The sequence below is a fragment of the Waltera intestinalis genome, assembly GCF_009695995.1.
GTDB lineage: Bacteria > Bacillota > Clostridia > Lachnospirales > Lachnospiraceae > Acetatifactor > Acetatifactor intestinalis.
The window spans coordinates 141,012-160,379 of sequence record NZ_VUMU01000002.1; the positions used below are offsets into that span (position 1 = coordinate 141,012).

A 19,368-nucleotide genomic window follows, 5' to 3' on the forward strand; every position below is an offset into this window, starting at 1 on the left:
TTTCAGATAAATTGTCCTTGATAGACGAACAAATTGAAAATAATTTAACAATGTAGTTGACTAAAGCAAATGAAAAGCTTATTCTATACCTATGCTTTTTATAAAAAATTTAGAAAATATCGAGGAGGTCTTTGAAAATGGCAAGAGTGTATAACTTTTCCGCAGGCCCTGCAGTACTCCCTGAGGAGGTATTACAGGAAGCAGCCGATGAAATGCTGGATTATAGAGGAACCGGCATGTCCGTAATGGAGATGAGCCATCGATCTAAAGCCTATGATACGATCATTAAGGAAGCGGAAGCTGATCTCAGAGAGCTGATGAATATCCCGGACAACTATAAGGTACTGTTTTTACAGGGTGGTGCGAGCCAGCAGTTTGCCATGATCCCCATGAACCTGATGAAGAACCGTGTGGCAGACTACATCGTAACCGGTCAGTGGGCGAAGAAGGCATACCAGGAGGCTTCCCTGTACGGTAAGGCAAATAAGATCGCTTCTTCCGAGGATAAGACTTTCTCTTATATTCCCGATTGCTCCGATCTGCCCATCAGCGAGGATGCAGATTACGTGTACATATGCGAGAATAATACTATTTACGGTACGAAATTTAAGACCCTGCCCAATACCAAGGGTAAGCCCCTGGTTGCAGATGTATCCAGCTGCTTTTTATCCGAGCCGGTAGATGTGACAAAATACGGTGTGATCTATGGCGGTGTACAGAAAAATATCGGACCTGCTGGTGTGGTTATCGTAATTATCCGTGAGGATCTGATCACCGAAGATGTACTTCCCGGTACACCGACCATGCTTCGTTATAAAATCCATGCAGATGCGGATTCTCTGTACAATACGCCTCCCGCATACGGCATCTATATCTGCGGCAAGGTATTTAAATGGCTGAAGAAGATGGGCGGTCTGGAAGCAATGAAGGAGCGCAATGAGAAAAAGGCGAAGATTCTGTATGACTATCTGGATGAAAGCAAGCTGTTCAAGGGTACCGTCCGCAAGGAAGACAGATCCCTGATGAATGTTCCGTTCATTACCGGAAATGAGGAGCTGGATGCCAAGTTCGTAAAAGAAGCAAAAGAAGCCGGTTTCGAGAACCTGAAGGGTCACAGAACCGTAGGCGGCATGAGAGCAAGTATCTACAATGCAATGCCCATCGAGGGTGTGGAGAAGCTGGTAGAGTTTATGAAGAAGTTTGAAGCGGAGAACGCTTAAGGGGGAGAAAAATGTTTCAGATCAATTGCCTGAATCCCATTTCCAAAGTGGGACTGGATCGTCTGACAGCAGACTATAAAGTAACCGATAATATGAATGACGCAGAGGGCGTTTTGGTCCGCAGTGCTTCCATGCATGAGATGGATCTGCCGGAAAACCTGCTGGCAGTAGCGAGAGCCGGTGCCGGAGTCAACAACATTCCTCTGGATAAATGTGCGGAAAAGGGTATCGTAGTATTTAATACTCCCGGTGCCAACGCCAATGGCGTGAAGGAACTGGTGATCGCAGGCATGCTGTTAGCTGCCCGTGATGTGGTAGGCGGTATCGAATGGGTCAAGGCATCCAAAGACAACGCTGACATTGCCAAAGCCGCAGAAAAAGAAAAGAAGAAATTCGCCGGTACGGAAGTAATGGGCAAAAAGTTAGGTGTCATCGGTCTGGGCGCTATCGGCGTTAAGGTGGCAAATACAGCAGTAAGTCTCGGTATGGAAGTCTATGGCTATGATCCTTATGTATCTGTCAATGCTGCTTGGAACTTAAGCCGTTCTGTCAATCATGTGATGAATGTGGAAGAAATTTATGCAGACTGTGATTACATTACGATACATGTACCGCTTCTGGATTCCACAAAGGGCATGATCAACAAGGAAGCCATCAGCAAAATGAAAGATGGCGTGGTCCTGTTGAACTTTGCAAGAGATCTGCTGGCAAATGAGGCAGATGTCCTGGAGGCATTAAAGAGCGGCAAGGTAGCCCGTTATGTATCTGATTTCCCGAATCCTACGACAGCAGGACAGCCCGGCTGTATCGTGATCCCTCATCTGGGTGCAAGCACCGAGGAATCCGAGGATAACTGTGCGAAGATGGCTGTGGAAGAGATGATGGATTATCTGGAGAACGGCAATATCCGCAACAGCGTAAATTATCCTGCCTGCGACATGGGCGTATGCAGCCAGGCCGGGAGAATTGCTATTTTCCATAAAAATATTACCAATATGCTGAATCAGTTTACCGCAGTGATCGGTGAGAAGAACATCAATATCTCCGATATGACCAACAAATCCCGCGGTGAAGTGGCATATACCATGCTGGATATTGAAAATGCGGCAACACAGGATCTGGTAGAGACTTTGCAGAAGATTGACGGCGTCTTCCGTGTACGTGTGGTAAAATAGAATATCAAATAAAACATGCAGGAAAGTTACAGACAGGTATTGGGTGGAATACATCCAGTGCCTGTTTTATTTTTTCGTAAAAGCGTTGTATGCTATGAGGGAATCTGTTATACTTGGCATGGACCAAAGACGTAAGCCACAGGAGAAAGAGGGAACAAAAACAGATGAAATTTGATATGCATTGTCATACAAAAGAAGGATCTATGGATGGAAAGGTTCCTATTGACGATTTTATTGCGGAATTGATCCGCAAGGGGTTTGACGGTATGTTGGTCAGTGATCATAATTCATATAATGGTTACCGCGCGTGGAAACGAAACATCAAGGATCAAAAATATAAAGATTTTGTAGTGCTGAAGGGGATTGAATACGATACCATTGATGCCGGACATATCCTGGTGATCATGCCTGAGAATGTTAAGCTGAAAATTCTGGAGCTTCGGGGATTGCCGGTACAGATCCTGATCGATATCGTGCATAAGAACGGTGGGATATTAGGACCGGCACATCCCTGCGGAGAGAAATATTTAAGCTTCACCAATACCCTGAAGAAGCGGAATCAGATGGCTGTGATGAATCAGTTTGATTTCCTGGAAGGCTTCAATGCCTGTGAGAGTGTAGAGAACAACCATTGCGCCAAGGTACTGGCGGAAATGTACGCGCTGCCAACCTTCGGTGGAAGCGATGCTCACAAAACGGACTGTGTCGGTATGGCGTATACAGACATCCCTGAGCAGATCCATTGTGAATCCGATCTGATCCGGGCAGTGAAGCTGGGAGAAGGGATCAAATGCGGAGGATCCTATTACCGGGGCACTACCAAGGAGAAGATCGGAAAAGCCAATAATATTCTGGTACAGTCCTTCTGGTTCTACAACAGACTGGGAAGCCTGTACCGGCATCACAGAAGAAAAGCGGAAATGCATAAAATGGTATAGGTCCCCTGGGCCTATACTTTTTGTAACTATTCAGAGCCATGTAAAGATTATCAAATGAGCGTCGAATGCTTGCATTCGTAAGAGCAATTGATAATCTTTATAGGGCGAAGTAACCACATGAGCAAAAGAAAAGCCTTGCAGAGGCGGTTTTGCGAATGGGGTTCTGAATAGTTACTTTTTTTAATACAAATCATAATCTGAGTTCATAAATTCTTAAGATGCTTTTACTATGGAAATAGGGTATAATATGCATAAATAAGTAAGTAATATGGAAGGTCCGTAGAACTTGCTTTTAGGGGAAGAGCGTAAGGCGCTACCCGTAATTAAGAGGTGAGAAATATATGAGAAAAAATTTAAGGGGCAGAAAAGCAACCGCGATCGCGCTGGCATCCGTTATGGCAATGTCGCTTGCAGCCTGCGGCAAGCAGGATGGATCGAATCCGGGGGGACAGACAGAACAGAAGGAATATGTATATGTTCCCGAATACCTGGAGTTGGATGATAATACGAATTCCAGCTACAGTAACATGACAGTACAGGGAGATAAGCTGTATTATACAAATTACCAATGGGATGAAGCTTCCGGTGAGAGCAAGGTCGTGCTTGGAGCTTATTCGCTGACAGACGGTTCCAGGGAGGATCTGCCGATCACCATTAATGCGGACGGCGGTGGAATCTATTCCATGCAGGCAGACGAGGAAGGTAATATTTATACTGCGGAATTTGAGTGGAATGCCACAGAAGGTGATGACGCTTATACACAGCAGACAACGGTATTGCACAAGTACGATGCATCCGGTACGGAGCTGATGGCACAGGATATCACGGATATCATGCAGCAGGATGAGAACAATTCCTATGTGGGCAGCATGTGTCTGGACGACCAGGGCAGATTTTATATCAGCTCTGATTCACTGATCCGGCTGTTTGGCAGTGACGGACAATTTCAGGGAGCTGTGCAGACGGACAGCCAGTGGATACAGGGCATGGGAAAAGCAAAAGACGGCAAGGTATACCTGGCTTATTATGACCAATCCGGCAACGTGAAGCTATCCCAGATCGACTTTGACGGCAAAGCATTGGGACAGACATATGATAACTTTCCGAACACAAACGGCAACGGAGGATTATGTGCCGGAATAGACAATGATCTCCTGGTGAATACGGATACTGCCCTGTATGATTATAGTCTCGCAGACCAGAAGACTACCGAAATACTGAGCTGGCTGGACAGTGATATTAACGGCAGTTATGTCACATATGCCGCAGCCACCGCAGACGGTAAGATCCTGGCAGTGGTCAATGACTGGAACACAGGGGAAACTGACCTGGTGAAGCTGACCAAAACCAAGGCCAGTGAGGTGGCACAGAAGTCCCAGATCACGATCGGAACCCTGTATACCTCCCAGAGCCTTCAGGCAGCAGCCGTAGCCTTCAACAAGCAGAGTAATGAATATCATGTCAATATTAAAACATATATTGATGATAATAACTGGACCGAAACTTCCTGGGCGGATGGCATAACAGCCATGAACAATGATATTACCTCCGGAGCCGGGTGCCCGGATATCCTGGATCTGTCCAACCTGGATGTCAAGGAACTGGCTTCCAAGGGTGTATTTGAGGATATGACACCCTATCTGGAGAAGAGCAGTGTATTAAGCAAGGACGATTTCTTTGAGAATATTGTAGACAGTTATACCTTTGACGGAAAACTGGTGGGAATTCCGAAGAGCTTCACTTTAAACACGATCGTCGGCAAGACCTCCGAAGTAGGTGATAAGAAGGGCTGGACCATTGACGATATTATAGTCTATGCAGGCCAGCACGAAGGTGCTTCCCTGTTTGAGGGCATGACCAAGAGCGGTATGCTGTACACACTGTTAGCCTATGATCTGGACAGCTATATTGACTGGGAGACGGGAAAGTGCAGTTTTGATTCGGAAGATTTCCAGAAAGTACTGGAATTTGTCAATACTTTCCCCGAAGAGTATGACTGGCAGAATGACGACAGATCTACACCGGTGAAGATCCAGTCCGGTGAAGTACTGTTAAATATGACAGGCATCTATCAGCTGAACAGTATTCAGGAGGAGGAAGCTATGTTTGGCGAACCGGTAACCTATATCGGATATCCTACCTCCGGCGGTGGCAGCGGCACTTATATGCAGGCCAGTGAACTGTATGCGATTACCGCCAAATCCTCCAACAAGGACGGCGCATGGGCATTTATTGAGAATTACCTGAATCAGCCATTTGATAATTTATATTCCTATGGACTTCCCGCCAAAAAGTCTGCGCTGGATGATATGGTGGAGCAGGCGATGAATGTAACATATATGACGGATGAAAACGGTGAGCAGATCCTGGATGAGAATGGGAATCCGATTCCGGAGGATGGTACTTCCAGCATCAGCTACGGAGACTGGGAATATTCCTATCATATACCTACACAGGAGGAAGTGGCAACCCTGCAGGATCTGATCAGTGTGGCTGAGCCTTCCAGTGCAACCGGTAATGATGAGATCACCAATATCATCACGGAGGAAGCGGAAGCATTCTTCAAGGGCCAGAAATCTGTAGCGGATGTAGCGAATGTCATTCAGAGCCGTGTACAGGTCTATGTAAATGAAAACAGATAAGGAAAGGCTTGATTATCGTGAGCAGGCAGCAGGTGGATCAGAAGCGGAAGCGGCATCACAAATTGGATAAGAGAATGCGGAAACTCAAGAGGAGCTCGGGGCTTTTTATAGCCCCAAGCTTTCTTGGAGTACTTGCTTTCTTTTTTCTTCCTTTTCTGGTTGTGATATTTTATTCGCTGGTGGATAACCCTATCAGCATGAACTTTGTATTTTTAGACAACTTTGTAAGTGTAATAAAAAATGCGGCATTCCGTACGGCAGTGCATAATACAGTGGTATTTTCCGCAATTGCGGTGCCACTGGCCGTGGTTTTGTCCCTGCTTCTGGCAGTGGTACTGGAAGCAAAGCTTCCTTTCCGGAGTCAGTTCCGTACCTTTTTCTTAAGTCCCATGATGGTGCCGGTGGCATCCATTGTATTGATCTGGCAGGTATTGTTCCATTATAACGGTGCGGTCAATGATCTGTTGGGAGTCTTCGGTGTGGAGAAGATCGACTGGCTGAAGTCTGGCTACTCTATTATTGTAATAGTGATCTTATTCCTATGGAAGAATCTGGGATATAATATGATCCTGTTTATGGCAGCACTTGCCAGCATACCCAGGGATCTGCTAGAGGTGGCGAGACTGGAAAATGCCACATCGTTACAGACCTTTTTCTATATTAAGATCCGGTATTTGTCTTCCACCTTTTTGTTTGTGACGATCATGTCCCTGATCAGCTCTTTTAAGATCTTCCGTGAGATCTATCTGCTGACAACGGATTATCCTTACGATTCCATCTATATGCTTCAGCACTTCATGAACAATAAGTTCAAGAGTCTGGATTATCAGACGCTGTCTGCAGCAGCGATACTGATGTCTCTCGTCATGGTTGTGATCATTGGACTTCTGTTCGCAGTGGAAAATCATTTCGGAAAGGATGTGGAAGGCTGATGGAGCAGAAGCTTAAAAAACCTGTCCCGCCTGAACTTAGAAGGGCGATCCGATTCAAGAAGAGAAAGAAGATATTTGAGAATATGCGCATCAGCATAGCAACAGTGATCGCAGCCTTTTTTGCTATACTGTTTCTGATGCCGATCGTCCTGACGATCACCAATTCTTTCATGTCATCTTCGGAGATATCAGCGAACTATGGTTCGGTATTTGCCACAAATGATAAGGGCGGCAAGGTCTATATTTCCGAAAAAGTGAATTTGAAATTTATTCCGGATATCGTATCCTTCAGCCAGTATACTACGGTACTTTTGAAAAGCCCGGAATATCTGCTGAAATTCTGGAATTCTGTGATCCTGGTGGGACCGATCGTGCTGTTTCAGCTGATCGTGGCATCGCTGGCGTCTTATGGATTCGCCAGGTACTCGGGGAAGCTGAGGTCATTGGTATTTTTCTCTTATGTGATATTGATGCTGATGCCGTATCAGGTAACGCTGGTACCAAATTATCTGGTGGCGGAAAAGCTGAATATATTAAATACGTACTGGGCTATCTGGCTGCCCGGGATCTTTTCACCCTTTGCAGTCTATCTGCTGACGAAGTTCATGAAGAGAATTCCTGTGGGAGTCATGGAAGCGGCACAGATCGACGGTGCCGGAGAGTGGCAGATCTATCGGCTGATCTGTATGCCGTTGTGCAAAGGAGCTCTGTGTTCTGCAGCCATTCTTGTATTTATCGATTACTGGAATATGGTGGAACAGCCGCTGATCCTGTTATCCGATGCGGAGACGCATCCCTTGTCCGTATTCTTAAGCAAGATCAATTCCGGAGAGATCGGACTGGCATTCGCCGTGGCTACGATCTACATGGTGCCCAGTCTTTTGGTATTTCTCTACGGGGAAGAATATCTGGTAGACGGAATTACCTACCAGGGCGGTGTCAAAGGCTAGGATCACTGATTTTTGATGATATACCGGCATGGATCCGACTGTCGGAGTACAGATAGAAAGAGAAGTATAGAGGAGAAGCAAGATGAACGAGAACGGTGGAAAAAAGAGAAGAGAATGGGTAAAAAATGCAGCCATTATATTCTTGTCTGTAATGTTAGTGCTGACATTTTTCTCCAACACATTTATGAACTATTCCCTTCCGGAGGTGGCGGCCCAGTACGTGCAGTCTGGAACGATCACGGCAAAGATCCGCGGTACTGGTACGGTGGAAAGCGGAGATCCCTATAATGTGAAGATCAGTGAAACCCGTACCATTTCCAGCGTCCTGGTGAAGACCGGGGATAAGGTGGAGAAGGGAGCCCCCCTGCTGTTACTGGAGGATAAGGAAAGCAAGGAACTGACCGATGCCCAGGCAGCACTGGATAAGGCAATGCTGGATTTCGAACTGGCGCTTCTGTCCGGGGATATTTCCAATTCCGCCTTCCAAAATGTACAGAACGGCAATGTGGCTTCCCTCAATACCTATCAGAGCCGGATCGTAGCAGCGGAAGCGGAAATAGACAAATGGCAGAAGCAGGTGGAGGAAGCTACGACAGCTATCAATCAGTTAAAGACTGCACAGGTGAATGTGGATGCCGGCGGAGCACCTGACACCAGCTCGGAACAGGCAAAAGTAGCAGAAGCCCAGGCAGCATTGAACAATGACTGGGTCAAGATCGCAAAGGATAAGATCAGCGAGTGGCAGACAGCCAAGGCAGCCTGCGATGCCACCATTGCAAAGTACAATGAGGGAATATTAAGTTCTGTATCCGGAAATGACAGTCAGAATCAGGTACCTAAGGAAGAGTACGATGTGGCAGTGGTTAACAGTGCAACCTATCAGAAACTGATCGACGAAAAGCAGGCGCAGATTAATGCAGATCCGGCAGCTGTGACAGCATATAATAATAAAGTGAACGCCCTGGCAGAAGCTAACAAAAAACTGGCAGAGAAGCAGAACAGCAAAACAAATACCACCAGCTCCCTGACGGTACAGACCCAGAACTGGCAGAATGAACTGGACAACAGAAATGCAAAGCTGAAGGCGGCACAGGACTTTAAGGCACAGCTATTGAAGGATATCTCCACAGAGCTGAATCTGGATTACCAGTTAGACAGCCTTAAGAAGCAGAGAGATGATATCGCAAAATTGCAGGAGAATGCGGTAGGCGCCAGCATCGAAGCCCCCATTTCAGGAACCATTACCAGCGTAACAGTCAAGGCAGGAGACGAGGCACAGCCGGATACTGCCCTGGTGACCATGCAGCCGGAGGGTAAGGGCTTTACCATGAGCTTCTCCGTGACCAATGATCAGGCGAAGAGACTTTCCGTGGGAGATAAGGCAGATCTGGTGAACTCCTGGAGATACAGTGATATGGATATTACTCTGGCAAGCATCAAGCCGGATACCACAGATCCCGGACAGAAGAAGCTGCTGACCTTTGATATCACCGGAGATGAAGTGACACCCGGACAGTCCTTGAATGTATCCGTAGGACAGAAGAGTGCCAATTACGATCTGATCGTACCCAACAGTGCCATCCGTGAGGACAGTAACGGCAAGTTTATCCTGATCGTGGAATCCAAGAGCAGCCCCTTAGGTAACCGCTATGTGGCAACCCGTGTGGATGTGGAGGTACTGGCAAGTGATGACACCCAGTCCGCAGTGAGCGGAGCTTTATATGGCTATGAATTTGTCATTACGACATCTACCCAGCCGGTAGAGGCAGGAAAGCTGGTCAGACTGGCAAATAATTCATAAGCGTTTAATCTTACAGGAAGGAAGAAACAGACTATATGTTTCGGATGCAGATACAGAGTAAAAAAAAGTGCATATGGTATTGCAGTGCGGCAGTATCCTTCCTACTGTTCCTGCTATTGAATCTATGGTGTGATCATCTGGTCAATATGCAGGACGCCCAGCAGATGGCCGGACGCTGGAGTGAAAAAAAGGATGTGGCACAGATCAGCTGCTTTTTCTCCTCAAAAGCGGAAGTGACGGAGGATACCATTCAAAGCTTTGAATATTCACTGAAAAATGTGCTGCAGGAGGCCTCTATTACAGAGACCTCAGAGAATCCAAGTGCCAGACTCTGGGTGGATGCTTATAGCGCAGACGGTAAGATCACCCTGGTGAACGGAAGCAATACACTGGATGCCAATGCGATTGGGATCGGAGGGGATTTTTTCCTGTTCCATCCGCTAAAGCTGATCACCGGCTCCTATTTTTCCGGTAACGATCTGATGCAGGACTATTGTATTATCGATCAGGATGCGGCATGGCAACTGTTCGGCTCCAATGATGTGGTGGGAATGACCGTATATATTGGCAATGTCCCGCACATTGTGACCGGAGTGGTACGCAGACCCCAGGGCAGAATGGAAAAGGCAGCAGGCTTAACTTCCACGGTAGTCTATGTATCTTATGAAACCCTGGAGGCCTATGGGACCAGCAACGGTATCAATCATTATGAGATCGTGATGCCGAACCCTGTGGATGAGTTCGCCTACGGCAAAGTAAAAGACGGGATCGGTATAGACGAGAAAAACGTCGAGATCGTGGAAAACAGCAGACGGTATTCCCTGCCCAACCGGATCAAAACAATCCTTGCCTTCGGAACACGTTCCATGAACGGCAAAGCCATCATCTACCCCTACTGGGAGAATCTGGCGAGAGGCTATGAAGACATTATTGCATTACTTACAGTATTTATGCTGTTTCTGTTATTATATCCGGTAGTGACCGTTATCTGGTGCTTTGTACACTGGTGGCGCCATAAGGGCTGGACTTTGAAGGATGTATGGCATACCGGTAAGGATAAGGCAGAGCGGGCTGTGGAACGCCGCAGGGAGAAAAAGCACCCACACAAAGAGAGGGATGTCCTGGAGGAACTGGAACGGGAGCTGGAGGAAGACCCTTATGCTGACAGTGAATTCTCCTGGCTGACGGATGAGCCGGCGGTGGGAGCAGAGCCTGCGGATGCAGCTTCGGAAGAGCCGGAGAAAGTGCAGACAATGAAAATGCAGACGGAGGAAACGCAGACACCACAGGAGACAAAAGAGGAACAGCAGTCGTAAAACAACAGACACAGACAAGAAAAGGAGAGGGAGAATGAAAAAGAAAGGGAAAAAACTGATCAGTATCGCATTGACCGTGGCAATGATCGCAGGTCTGACAGCCTGTGGAAAGGGTAACGGTGGGAACGGAAACGGTGGCGGCAGTGCGGCTGATGCCAGCCTTGCAAAACAGTATGTATTTAAGGAACAGGCGTTGGATCTCAATATGGATTCAGACAATATGAATATTGACTTGCTGACCAGAAAGGGAGATACGATTTATCTTCTGTTTGAGACCTATGACTATTCCGATAACGGCAGTCAGAGTAAGCTGCATCTTGCTACAATGAAGCAGGACGGTACCGTCATCGACACCGTAGAACTGCCTATGTGGAAGGAAGGAGAGGCTCCGGCGACTCCGGCACCTGCACAGGGCGGTGAGGATCCTGTAGATACACCTGCGGATGGAGCGGACGGAAGTGAAGCAATGCCGCTTACAGAGCAGGAGACCAGCACACAGGATATTGCGGCAGCGGATATGGATGTGGTAGATGCACCGGCTGGGAACGGCAATTATACATACACATCGCTCAACAATTGCACGATCGGTTCGGATGGAAATGTCTACGGAATACGTAATTACTATAGTGAGACATATTCCGAAGACGATTACAGCAGTACGAATGATTATGCATTGATCTGCTGGAGCGCGGATGGAACTATCAAATGGGAAGCTGATCTGAATGATATGAATACGGAAGAAAGCTATTCCTGGGTACATAGTATCATCCCCAATGAGGATGGAAGCCTGACACTGCTGTTAAGCGGTGATAAAATAGAGAAATGCACTGTGACGGAAGAGGGTATCACAGACCGGAAGGATCTGCCGGAGGCAGCAGCAACACTGTTCAACAATGCAAGCTCGAATATCATTACGCAGGATGGCAAGGTGCAGATCATCTATTATGATGAGAGCAATTACACGGATATGTATATCGCAACCTATGATCCTGCAACAGATGCGGTATCAGAAGGAATAAAGCTTTCCTCGACACTGACCAACGGCGGTTATTATAATATGGTGCCCGGAGACGGTGACATCCTGTACTATGCCGATAGTAACGGCCTGTTCAGTTATAATGTGCAGACACAGGAGTCGAAGCAGATCATGAGTTATATCAATTCGGATCTGGCTGCCGGCAGCCTGAACAATTTCCTGGTACTGGACGAGGAACAGTTCCTGGGCTTTTACTATGATAACAACGAAGGCAAAATGTGCGGCGGTCTGTTCACCCACGTGAAGCCGGAGGATATCAAGGACCGGATCGTCCTTACACTGGCCGGTAACTATATTGACTATGATCTGAAGAGAAAAGTAGTAGAGTATAATAAGTCCGGTGACACCTATCGTATTGTAGTTAAGGAATATAATACCTACAACACTGCAGAGGATTATACTCTCGGTGTGAAGCAGTTAAATAATGATATCATCTCCGGAGGAATGCCGGATATTCTGGTCGTGGACAGCAATATGTCAATGGACAGCTATATTGCCAAGGGACTGGTGGCAAATGTGGATGACCTTATTGCCAAGGATGAGGAATTATCGAAAAACGACTATCTGCAGAATGTCTGGGATGCGTACCGTGTGGACGGTAAACTGTACTATGTGATTCCTTCGTTTTATATCTCTACTATGGTAGGAAAAGAAGCTATTTTCGGTGACCGTACCTCCATTACTATGGAAGAGCTGCAGACGATCCGGGATACCATGCCGGAAGGAACCGCACTCTTCAGTGATGAGACCAGAGACAGCTTCCTGTATACCATGATGAACTATTGCGGCAGTGATTTCGTGGATGTATCCACCGGAAAATGTGCATTTGATACGGATAATTTTGTGGCAATGCTGACCTATGCAGCCGAGCTGCCGGTAGAATATGGAGAGGATTACTGGGGAGAGGATTACTGGAATAACTATGAATCCCAGTTCCGTGAGGACAGAACACTGCTGGATGGCATCTCCATCAGCAACATCCGTGATCTGAACGGTACGATCAACGGTGTCTTCGGTGAGGATATCTCCTTTGTGGGCTTCCCGACCGATGGAGATATGGGATCCGTATTATGGGCAGGTAACAGGATGTATGCCCTGTCTGCAAAGTCCAAGAACCTGGACGGTGCATGGGAATTCCTGCGCTACTATCTGACACAGGAATATCAGGATAAGATACAGGAACAGGAATACAATCTTCCGGTACTTCGCAGCACCTTTGAGAAGAATGTGCAGGATGCTACGAAGAAGCCGTACTATATGGATGAGAACGGCAACAAAGTGGAATACGATGAGACCTATTACATCAACGGTGAGGAAATACTGCTGCCGCAACTGACACAGGAGCAGGTGGACAGAATCGTAAGCTTTGTGGAAAGCGTGAATAAGAGGGGATACTATAATGAGGCAATCTCCAATATCATTTCGGAAGAAGCCGGTGCATACTTCTCAGGACAGAAGAGTGCGAGGGATGTGGCAAGTGTCATTCAGAGCCGTGTACAGGTCTATGTAAACGAGAACAGATAAACGGAAGATAGCACTGCGTAGAGTAGAATAGTAAAAGATGGCGGTCTGTTGAAAAACAGGCCGCCATTTATAGTAAGGTGCTTCAGCTAAGGCGGATGGGAATGCCCTGCTTTTTCAGATGTGTCGTCAGGGTAAGCTCCTGTCCGTGCTCCCTTAGCCACTGTTTATAGATCCGGTAATCCGGCATGATGCGCTCGACCATGTTCCAGAAGTCCTTCGAATGGTTCATATGAGTCAGGTGGCAGAGCTCGTGGACTACCACATAATCCAGAGGACCGGCAGGACCGTAGATCAGACGGTAATTGAAGGATAAAGTCCCTCTCGAGGAACAGCTTCCCCAGCGGGTCTTCTGGTCACGGATGGTGATAGAAGTATAGTGGCCGCCGGTGAAGCGGTGGTAGTATTCCACACGATTCGTAAACACTTCTCTGGCAGCATTCCGATATCGGTTTTCCAAAGCCTGCAGCCTGCGGAGCTCCGCAACGGTCAGTGGCTGATTTTCATATAGATTCATGAGAGCACCTTTCACATACAGGGATGTTGATCCTCTGGGTATCTTTGTAAGTTTGAACAGATTAAATATACTGCGTATGGCTTGAAAAGTAAACGCAGAAATTGTAGAATAGTGCGTGACGGCTCGTGGACGGAACCGTTACAGGAAAGGAAAACAGTAAATACTATGGGTAAATGTATTTTGATCGGCGCAGGAGACCTCACGATGGGAGAGCTGGCTGTGACGGAGGAAGATTATGTGATCGCGGTGGACGGCGGCTTAAGCTACTGTGGGCTCCTGAATGTGGAGCCGGACCTGATCATTGGAGATTTTGATTCGATGAGCGAACAGGAGAAGCTTGCTGTGGAACAGTTACAACAGACCGTTCCGGAGAAGATCTGCCAGCTGCCGCAGTGTAAGGATGACACAGACATGCTGGCAGCTATCAAGCGGGGGCTGGAGCTGGGCTATACCGATTTCCGTATTTATGCGGCCACCGGTGGGAGATTTGATCATACCCTGGCAAATATCCAGTGTCTGCTGTATCTCAAAAATCACGGTGCGGTGGGGTACCTGGTAGACGGTACGGGAATGGTGCTGGTACTGCAGAACGAAGCCGTGCATTTCCGGAAGGAGCTGGAGGGCACCATGTCGCTGTTTGCCCTGACGAAGGAGGCAAAAGGCGTGAATATCCGCGGCATGAAATATCCTTTGGAAAATGCCGTGATCACCAACGATTTCCCCATCGGGATCAGCAATGAATTCCTGGGAGAGGAAGCGGAGGTGTCCGTAGAGGACGGTGAACTGGTATGCATGATCCGGTACTATGAGGATGAAGTATAACCATGTAAGCTGTGAAAAATAAACAGGTCTGATGCGATTTCGCACAACGAAGATGAAGTCGTCAATAATAAAAACGGAGGAAAATTATGAAAAAATTGGTAAGTGGAGAATGGAATGTAAGAGTCTGCGGAGTACTGCTGGCAGTAACCATGGCAGCCGGAATGACCGCCTGCGGCAGTAAGTCCGGGGATAACGGCAACACACAGGGGACGGTACAGGAATTTGCACAGGCGCAGCCAGACGGAGCTTTTGCGGACGGCAGTGAGCTGGGAGAGGGCAATACCGAGTTTACCCTGACCGTAACGGATAAGGAAGGCGCTGAGAGCAGTTTTACCATTCATACTGACAAGGAAAATGTGGGGGATGCCCTGACGGAAATCGGCATGATCGCAGGGGAAGAGGGAGATTATGGTCTCTATGTGAAGACCGTCAACGGTGTAACGGCAGATTATGATGTGGACCAGACCTACTGGGCATTTTACATCAACGGCGAATATGCTTCTACCGGTGTAGATGCCACTCCTGTGACTGCCGGTGATATCTATTCCTTTAAAGTGGAGAAATAACAGTTGAAAAATGGGAAACTGACGATCAGAGAGATGGCGGTTTTCGCAATGTTGGGAGCGTTAATGTACGCTTCGAAGATGATCATGGAGGTGGCACCGAATGTCCACCTCCTTGGTGTTTTTACGATTGCGTTTACCGTGGTATATCGGAAAAAAGCATTGTATCCCATCTATACATATGTGCTGCTGAACGGGATATTCTGCGGCTTTGCCACCTGGTGGATCCCGTACCTGTATCTGTGGGCAGTGCTGTGGGGAGCGACCATGCTGTTACCCAAACGGATTCCGGAGAAGCTTCGTCCGCTTGTCTATATGCTGCTGTGTGCTGCCCATGGCTTCTTATTCGGAACTTTGTATGCACCGGCGCAGGCACTGCTGTACGGTTTAAGCTTTCAGAAAATGATTGCCTGGATCATCAGTGGACTGCCCTGGGATTTCGTGCACGGTGTCAGTAATTTTTTCTGTGGGATACTGATCGTACCCATAATTAAAATACTTACGTTTCTGGAAAAAAATCTTTAGAAAATCTTTCGTTTTTTCAGTAGGTGAAATTAGAAATTATAAATTAAAATCAGAAACAGACAGGGGAGAGGATCCCCTTGCCGCATGTGGCAGAATGAGAGGGAGTCATGGAGAACAATAAATATCATATTCTCATCGTGGAGGATGATAAGGAAATCCGGGATGGTGTGGAAATCTATCTGAAAAATCAGGGGTATCAGGTATGGAAGGCTGCCAACGGTAAGGAAGGACTGGAGATCGTAGCACAGGAGGAGATCCATCTGGCTATCCTGGATATTATGATGCCGGTGATGGACGGTGTGACGATGTTAATGAAGCTGCGGGAGCAGAATCACGAGTTCCCGGTGATCATGCTGTCCGCCAAGTCCGAGGAAGTGGATAAGATCATGGGATTAAATATGGGAGCGGATGACTATGTGACCAAACCCTTTACACCGTTGGAGCTGTTGGCGAGGGTAAATTCCCATCTGCGCAGATATTCCAAATATCTGACGGCAGTCAGTGGGGAAGAACAGGAGAAATCCCATGTGTATACCATCGGCGGACTGGAACTAAACGAAGAAACCGTAGAAGTGACGGTGGACGGAGAAGCGGTGAAGCTGACTCCCATGGAATTCAAGATCGTACAGCTTTTGATCAAGAATCCGGGCAGAGTGTTTTCCGCAGATGAGATCTATGAGCGTATCTGGAATGAGAAAGCGGTCAACACCGATACCATTATGGTACATGTGCGTAACATCCGCGAAAAAATCGAGATCGATCCGAGAAATCCCAAGTATCTGAAAGTGGTATGGGGTGTAGGATATAAGATCGACAAACAATAAATGCGGTTGTGGGAAACAAAGTGTTTCGGCAGGCAGAGCAGGGAAATGGCCGGAGAGGTGTAAGAATGGAACAGGTAACAGAGGCTGTGAAAGCGGAGACAACGGAAAAACGGGAAAACCGAGAAAACAGAAAGCCTGCAGTCATATGGCTGATCATCGGACTGATTGTCAGTCTGGCAGCTTCCGGTATTTTTACCGCATGCTACGGAATCTTCGAGCGCAGAGCGGAGAGCAGGAGGAATGAACAATACATTGAGGATCCGTTGGAGACGTCGAATACGATTACTTATCTGTATCAGAACTGCTATCTGCTCTACCGCGATCTGTACAACAAAGAACACCAGACTTCCTTAAACTATGTGGAATTATATATGCAGCCAACAGAGGGAAACGAATGGCTCAATGATGACCGGAAACGGGCAGAAGTGGCATATGGAGATACGGAGGAGCTCACGATACCGGAAGGAGCAGATCCCGAAAACTATGCGGCCCAGGGAATCTTGGCGGCGCAGACCGGGGAATACTTGGAAGAACATTTCAATACCCTGGAAAACTCTTTTGGTCAGTTGAATAATTTGTATGATTATAGGATCCGGGATACTCAGACCGGAGAGATCCTAAGTAATCTGGCGGATACGGATATCGTGGCGGAGGAACAGAGCTTTTATCTGACTTTTGTATTTGATTCCTATGGAAATGATGCTACCTTAGGGAATACGGTGATCGGATCGGATACAACAACCCTTCGCAAGACAGCGGCGGAAGTGATCCGTAATTGCGGTCTTACGCGAATGGTGGATGCCAATATGGGCACAACGATCGATGCCAGTCATAATACCATGTTCCGGCTGGAAATGCCGAAAAATTGTGAGATCACCTTCTGCATCTCCAGACAGGCGGCACAGAGCCTGGGACAGAACGGTCAGTATATTTATTATGATCAGGATATGAACAATGTCAGTGTTTACTTTTCCATGGGAGAGCAGTATGCATCCTATTATCTGTCCGGATGTCAGCAGATGTTTCTGATCCTGGCACTGTTGATCTTCCTGCTGGCGCTTGTATTTCCGGGACTTGGGGAAGAGAGAGCCTGGGAGAAGGTGATGCTGCTGAAGCTGCCTGTCGAGGCGATTGTTGTGATTCTTGTGGCGATCGCCGGCATTGGAAGTGAACAGGTGGTAGGACTGGTATCCTGGGTGAGAAGCGGTCATGCGCTGGGCACAGTTTTACGTGGAAACAGTGCGCAGATACAGTTATTAACTATAATACTGACCTATGCATTAAATGTTCTGGCGGTGGCAGCCTTGTTTTTCATTGCCTGGTGCTTGGGAGTATCCCTGCGGGCAATGCGGGTTCAGGGAGCCAGAGCGTATTTGAAACAGCACAGCTTGTGCTATCTGTTAGTGCCTTTCTGGAAAAAATTGTGGAGAGGAATGAAGAAGGGATTCTCCATTGGCAGGGATAAGGTGGTGGATGTCTATCATGATGCAGAGCATTTTGATGTGACGAAGGATGCCAAAAAACTGATCCTGCGGATCGTATTGTGGAATGCCCTGATTCTGGTGATCGTATGCAGCCTTCCTCTGGGAGGAGTGACGATCGCAGTCATTTACTCTGTGATACTGTATTTTGTACTGCGGCGTTATGTCAGCAAATTGCAGAAAAAGTACGGATTGCTGTTAAAGGCCACCAATGAGATCGCTCAGGGTAATCTGAACGTGACCATAGAGGAAGATCTGGGCGTGTTTGAACCCTTTAAACCGCAGATCTACCGGATTGAGGAAGGCTTCCGTAATGCGGTGGCGGAGGAAGTGAAAAGCCAGCGGATGAAGTCGGAACTGATCACGAATGTATCTCACGATCTGAAGACGCCACTGACAGCTATCATTACTTATGTAAAGCTGCTACAGGAGCCGGGAGTGACGGAAGAACAGCGGAAGGAGTACTTAGAGACATTGGATCGTAAATCGCTGCGCCTGAAGGCATTGATCGAGGACCTGTTCGAAGTCAGCAAGGCAAATTCCCAGAATATCACGCTTGATATCCGCGATGTGGATATCGTAAGCATGGTGAAACAGGTCGAATTTGAGATGGAAGATAAGCTCGCGGATGCCGGACTGGATGTGCGGATGAACCTGCCGGAAGAGAAGGTCATTGTGCCGTTGGACAGTCAGAAGACCTTCCGTATTTTTGAAAATCTGTTTGGCAATATTGCAAAATATGCTTTGCCCGGGACCAGAGTCTATGTCAACGGTTTTACGGCAAAGGATGAGGTGACCATTATCTTAAAAAATATCGCAGCGCAGGAATTATCCGCGTCGGGAGAGGAACTGACCGAGCGATTCGTCAGAGGGGATGCTTCCCGTAACACGGAAGGAAGCGGACTGGGACTGGCAATTGCAAAAAGCTTTACAGAAATTCAGGGCGGAAAGTTTCGGATCGAACTGGACGGAGATTTATTCAAGGTGGTGTTGATCTGGAAGGTAAAACAGGAGAATAAGGAGCCGGAAAATGCTAATTCAGCCCAAATGGAGAATAAATAACCCAAGATAATGATATTAAAATAAATCAATAAATTAAAGCAAA

The 19,368-nt window shown here is 47.3% G+C and carries 15 protein-coding genes; 14 read left to right on the forward strand and 1 reads right to left on the reverse strand.

Annotated features, from left to right (window positions below; translation table 11 throughout):
- The first annotated feature begins 137 nt into the window (after window positions 1-137).
- The 9 genes from serC (at window position 138) to FYJ59_RS02445 (ending at window position 13,534) form a co-directional block, all read left to right on the forward strand.
- Window positions 138-1,220, forward strand: coding sequence for a 3-phosphoserine/phosphohydroxythreonine transaminase (serC, locus tag FYJ59_RS02405; RefSeq protein ID WP_022153863.1), 1,083 nt, complete (start codon window positions 138-140; stop codon window positions 1,218-1,220).
- Between the two features lie 11 nt (window positions 1,221-1,231).
- Complete coding sequence (locus tag FYJ59_RS02410; RefSeq protein WP_154495112.1) at window positions 1,232-2,395, forward strand: phosphoglycerate dehydrogenase; 1,164 nt, start codon at window positions 1,232-1,234, stop codon at window positions 2,393-2,395.
- Window positions 2,396-2,559: 164 nt separating this feature from the next.
- Window positions 2,560-3,333: a PHP domain-containing protein gene (locus tag FYJ59_RS02415; RefSeq protein ID WP_154495113.1), complete on the forward strand. Its 774-nt coding sequence runs from the start codon at window positions 2,560-2,562 to the stop codon at window positions 3,331-3,333.
- Window positions 3,334-3,674: 341 nt separating this feature from the next.
- On the forward strand, window positions 3,675-5,975 hold the full coding sequence (locus FYJ59_RS02420; protein WP_154495114.1) for an ABC transporter substrate-binding protein: 2,301 nt from the start codon (window positions 3,675-3,677) through the stop codon (window positions 5,973-5,975).
- Between the two features lie 197 nt (window positions 5,976-6,172).
- Entirely contained in the window at window positions 6,173-6,907 is a 735-nt protein-coding gene (locus tag FYJ59_RS02425) for a carbohydrate ABC transporter permease (RefSeq protein ID WP_235897889.1), read from the forward strand.
- Window positions 6,908-6,990: 83 nt separating this feature from the next.
- Window positions 6,991-7,857 (forward strand): carbohydrate ABC transporter permease, encoded by an 867-nt coding sequence (locus FYJ59_RS02430; protein WP_205839429.1) that lies wholly within the window; start codon window positions 6,991-6,993, stop codon window positions 7,855-7,857.
- A gap of 82 nt (window positions 7,858-7,939) precedes the next feature.
- The gene (locus FYJ59_RS02435; RefSeq protein ID WP_154495115.1) at window positions 7,940-9,658 is read left to right on the forward strand and encodes an HlyD family efflux transporter periplasmic adaptor subunit; all 1,719 of its coding nucleotides are present in this window, start codon (window positions 7,940-7,942) and stop codon (window positions 9,656-9,658) included.
- Between the two features lie 35 nt (window positions 9,659-9,693).
- Window positions 9,694-10,974, forward strand: a complete 1,281-nt coding sequence (locus FYJ59_RS02440; protein WP_154495116.1) for an ABC transporter permease — start codon at window positions 9,694-9,696, stop codon at window positions 10,972-10,974.
- A 34-nt stretch (window positions 10,975-11,008) separates the two neighbouring features.
- Complete coding sequence (locus FYJ59_RS02445) at window positions 11,009-13,534, forward strand: extracellular solute-binding protein (protein ID WP_154495117.1); 2,526 nt, start codon at window positions 11,009-11,011, stop codon at window positions 13,532-13,534.
- A gap of 82 nt (window positions 13,535-13,616) precedes the next feature.
- On the opposite strand, the gene FYJ59_RS02450 is transcribed toward FYJ59_RS02445, so the two are convergent.
- On the reverse strand, window positions 13,617-14,048 hold the full coding sequence (locus tag FYJ59_RS02450) for a M48 metallopeptidase family protein (RefSeq protein WP_022153854.1): 432 nt from the start codon (window positions 14,046-14,048) through the stop codon (window positions 13,617-13,619).
- Window positions 14,049-14,213: 165 nt separating this feature from the next.
- Between FYJ59_RS02450 and FYJ59_RS02455 the strand changes: the two genes are divergently transcribed.
- The 5 genes from FYJ59_RS02455 (at window position 14,214) to FYJ59_RS02475 (ending at window position 19,325) form a co-directional block, all read left to right on the forward strand.
- Window positions 14,214-14,870, forward strand: a complete 657-nt coding sequence (locus FYJ59_RS02455; RefSeq protein ID WP_154495118.1) for a thiamine diphosphokinase — start codon at window positions 14,214-14,216, stop codon at window positions 14,868-14,870.
- A gap of 86 nt (window positions 14,871-14,956) precedes the next feature.
- The gene (locus FYJ59_RS02460) at window positions 14,957-15,436 is read left to right on the forward strand and encodes a DUF4430 domain-containing protein (protein ID WP_154495119.1); all 480 of its coding nucleotides are present in this window, start codon (window positions 14,957-14,959) and stop codon (window positions 15,434-15,436) included.
- Between the two features lie 3 nt (window positions 15,437-15,439).
- Entirely contained in the window at window positions 15,440-15,958 is a 519-nt protein-coding gene (locus tag FYJ59_RS02465) for a hypothetical protein (protein WP_331464264.1), read from the forward strand.
- 107 nt (window positions 15,959-16,065) lie between these two features.
- The gene (locus tag FYJ59_RS02470) at window positions 16,066-16,782 is read left to right on the forward strand and encodes a response regulator transcription factor (protein ID WP_022153851.1); all 717 of its coding nucleotides are present in this window, start codon (window positions 16,066-16,068) and stop codon (window positions 16,780-16,782) included.
- A gap of 65 nt (window positions 16,783-16,847) precedes the next feature.
- Window positions 16,848-19,325, forward strand: a complete 2,478-nt coding sequence (locus tag FYJ59_RS02475) for a sensor histidine kinase (protein WP_154495120.1) — start codon at window positions 16,848-16,850, stop codon at window positions 19,323-19,325.
- The last annotated feature ends 43 nt before the right edge of the window (window positions 19,326-19,368 follow it).

Coding starts and splice junctions, on each gene's coding strand:
- serC (WP_022153863.1), top strand. CDS start 138: ATGGCAAGAGTGTATAACTTTTCCGCAGGCCCTGCAGTACTCCCTGAG.
- FYJ59_RS02410 (WP_154495112.1), top strand. CDS start 1,232: ATGTTTCAGATCAATTGCCTGAATCCCATTTCCAAAGTGGGACTGGAT.
- FYJ59_RS02415 (WP_154495113.1), top strand. CDS start 2,560: ATGAAATTTGATATGCATTGTCATACAAAAGAAGGATCTATGGATGGA.
- FYJ59_RS02420 (WP_154495114.1), top strand. CDS start 3,675: ATGAGAAAAAATTTAAGGGGCAGAAAAGCAACCGCGATCGCGCTGGCA.
- FYJ59_RS02425 (WP_235897889.1), top strand. CDS start 6,173: ATGAACTTTGTATTTTTAGACAACTTTGTAAGTGTAATAAAAAATGCG.
- FYJ59_RS02430 (WP_205839429.1), top strand. CDS start 6,991: ATGCGCATCAGCATAGCAACAGTGATCGCAGCCTTTTTTGCTATACTG.
- FYJ59_RS02435 (WP_154495115.1), top strand. CDS start 7,940: ATGAACGAGAACGGTGGAAAAAAGAGAAGAGAATGGGTAAAAAATGCA.
- FYJ59_RS02440 (WP_154495116.1), top strand. CDS start 9,694: ATGTTTCGGATGCAGATACAGAGTAAAAAAAAGTGCATATGGTATTGC.
- FYJ59_RS02445 (WP_154495117.1), top strand. CDS start 11,009: ATGAAAAAGAAAGGGAAAAAACTGATCAGTATCGCATTGACCGTGGCA.
- FYJ59_RS02450 (WP_022153854.1), bottom strand. CDS start 14,048: ATGAATCTATATGAAAATCAGCCACTGACCGTTGCGGAGCTCCGCAGG.
- FYJ59_RS02455 (WP_154495118.1), top strand. CDS start 14,214: ATGGGTAAATGTATTTTGATCGGCGCAGGAGACCTCACGATGGGAGAG.
- FYJ59_RS02460 (WP_154495119.1), top strand. CDS start 14,957: ATGAAAAAATTGGTAAGTGGAGAATGGAATGTAAGAGTCTGCGGAGTA.
- FYJ59_RS02470 (WP_022153851.1), top strand. CDS start 16,066: ATGGAGAACAATAAATATCATATTCTCATCGTGGAGGATGATAAGGAA.
- FYJ59_RS02475 (WP_154495120.1), top strand. CDS start 16,848: ATGGAACAGGTAACAGAGGCTGTGAAAGCGGAGACAACGGAAAAACGG.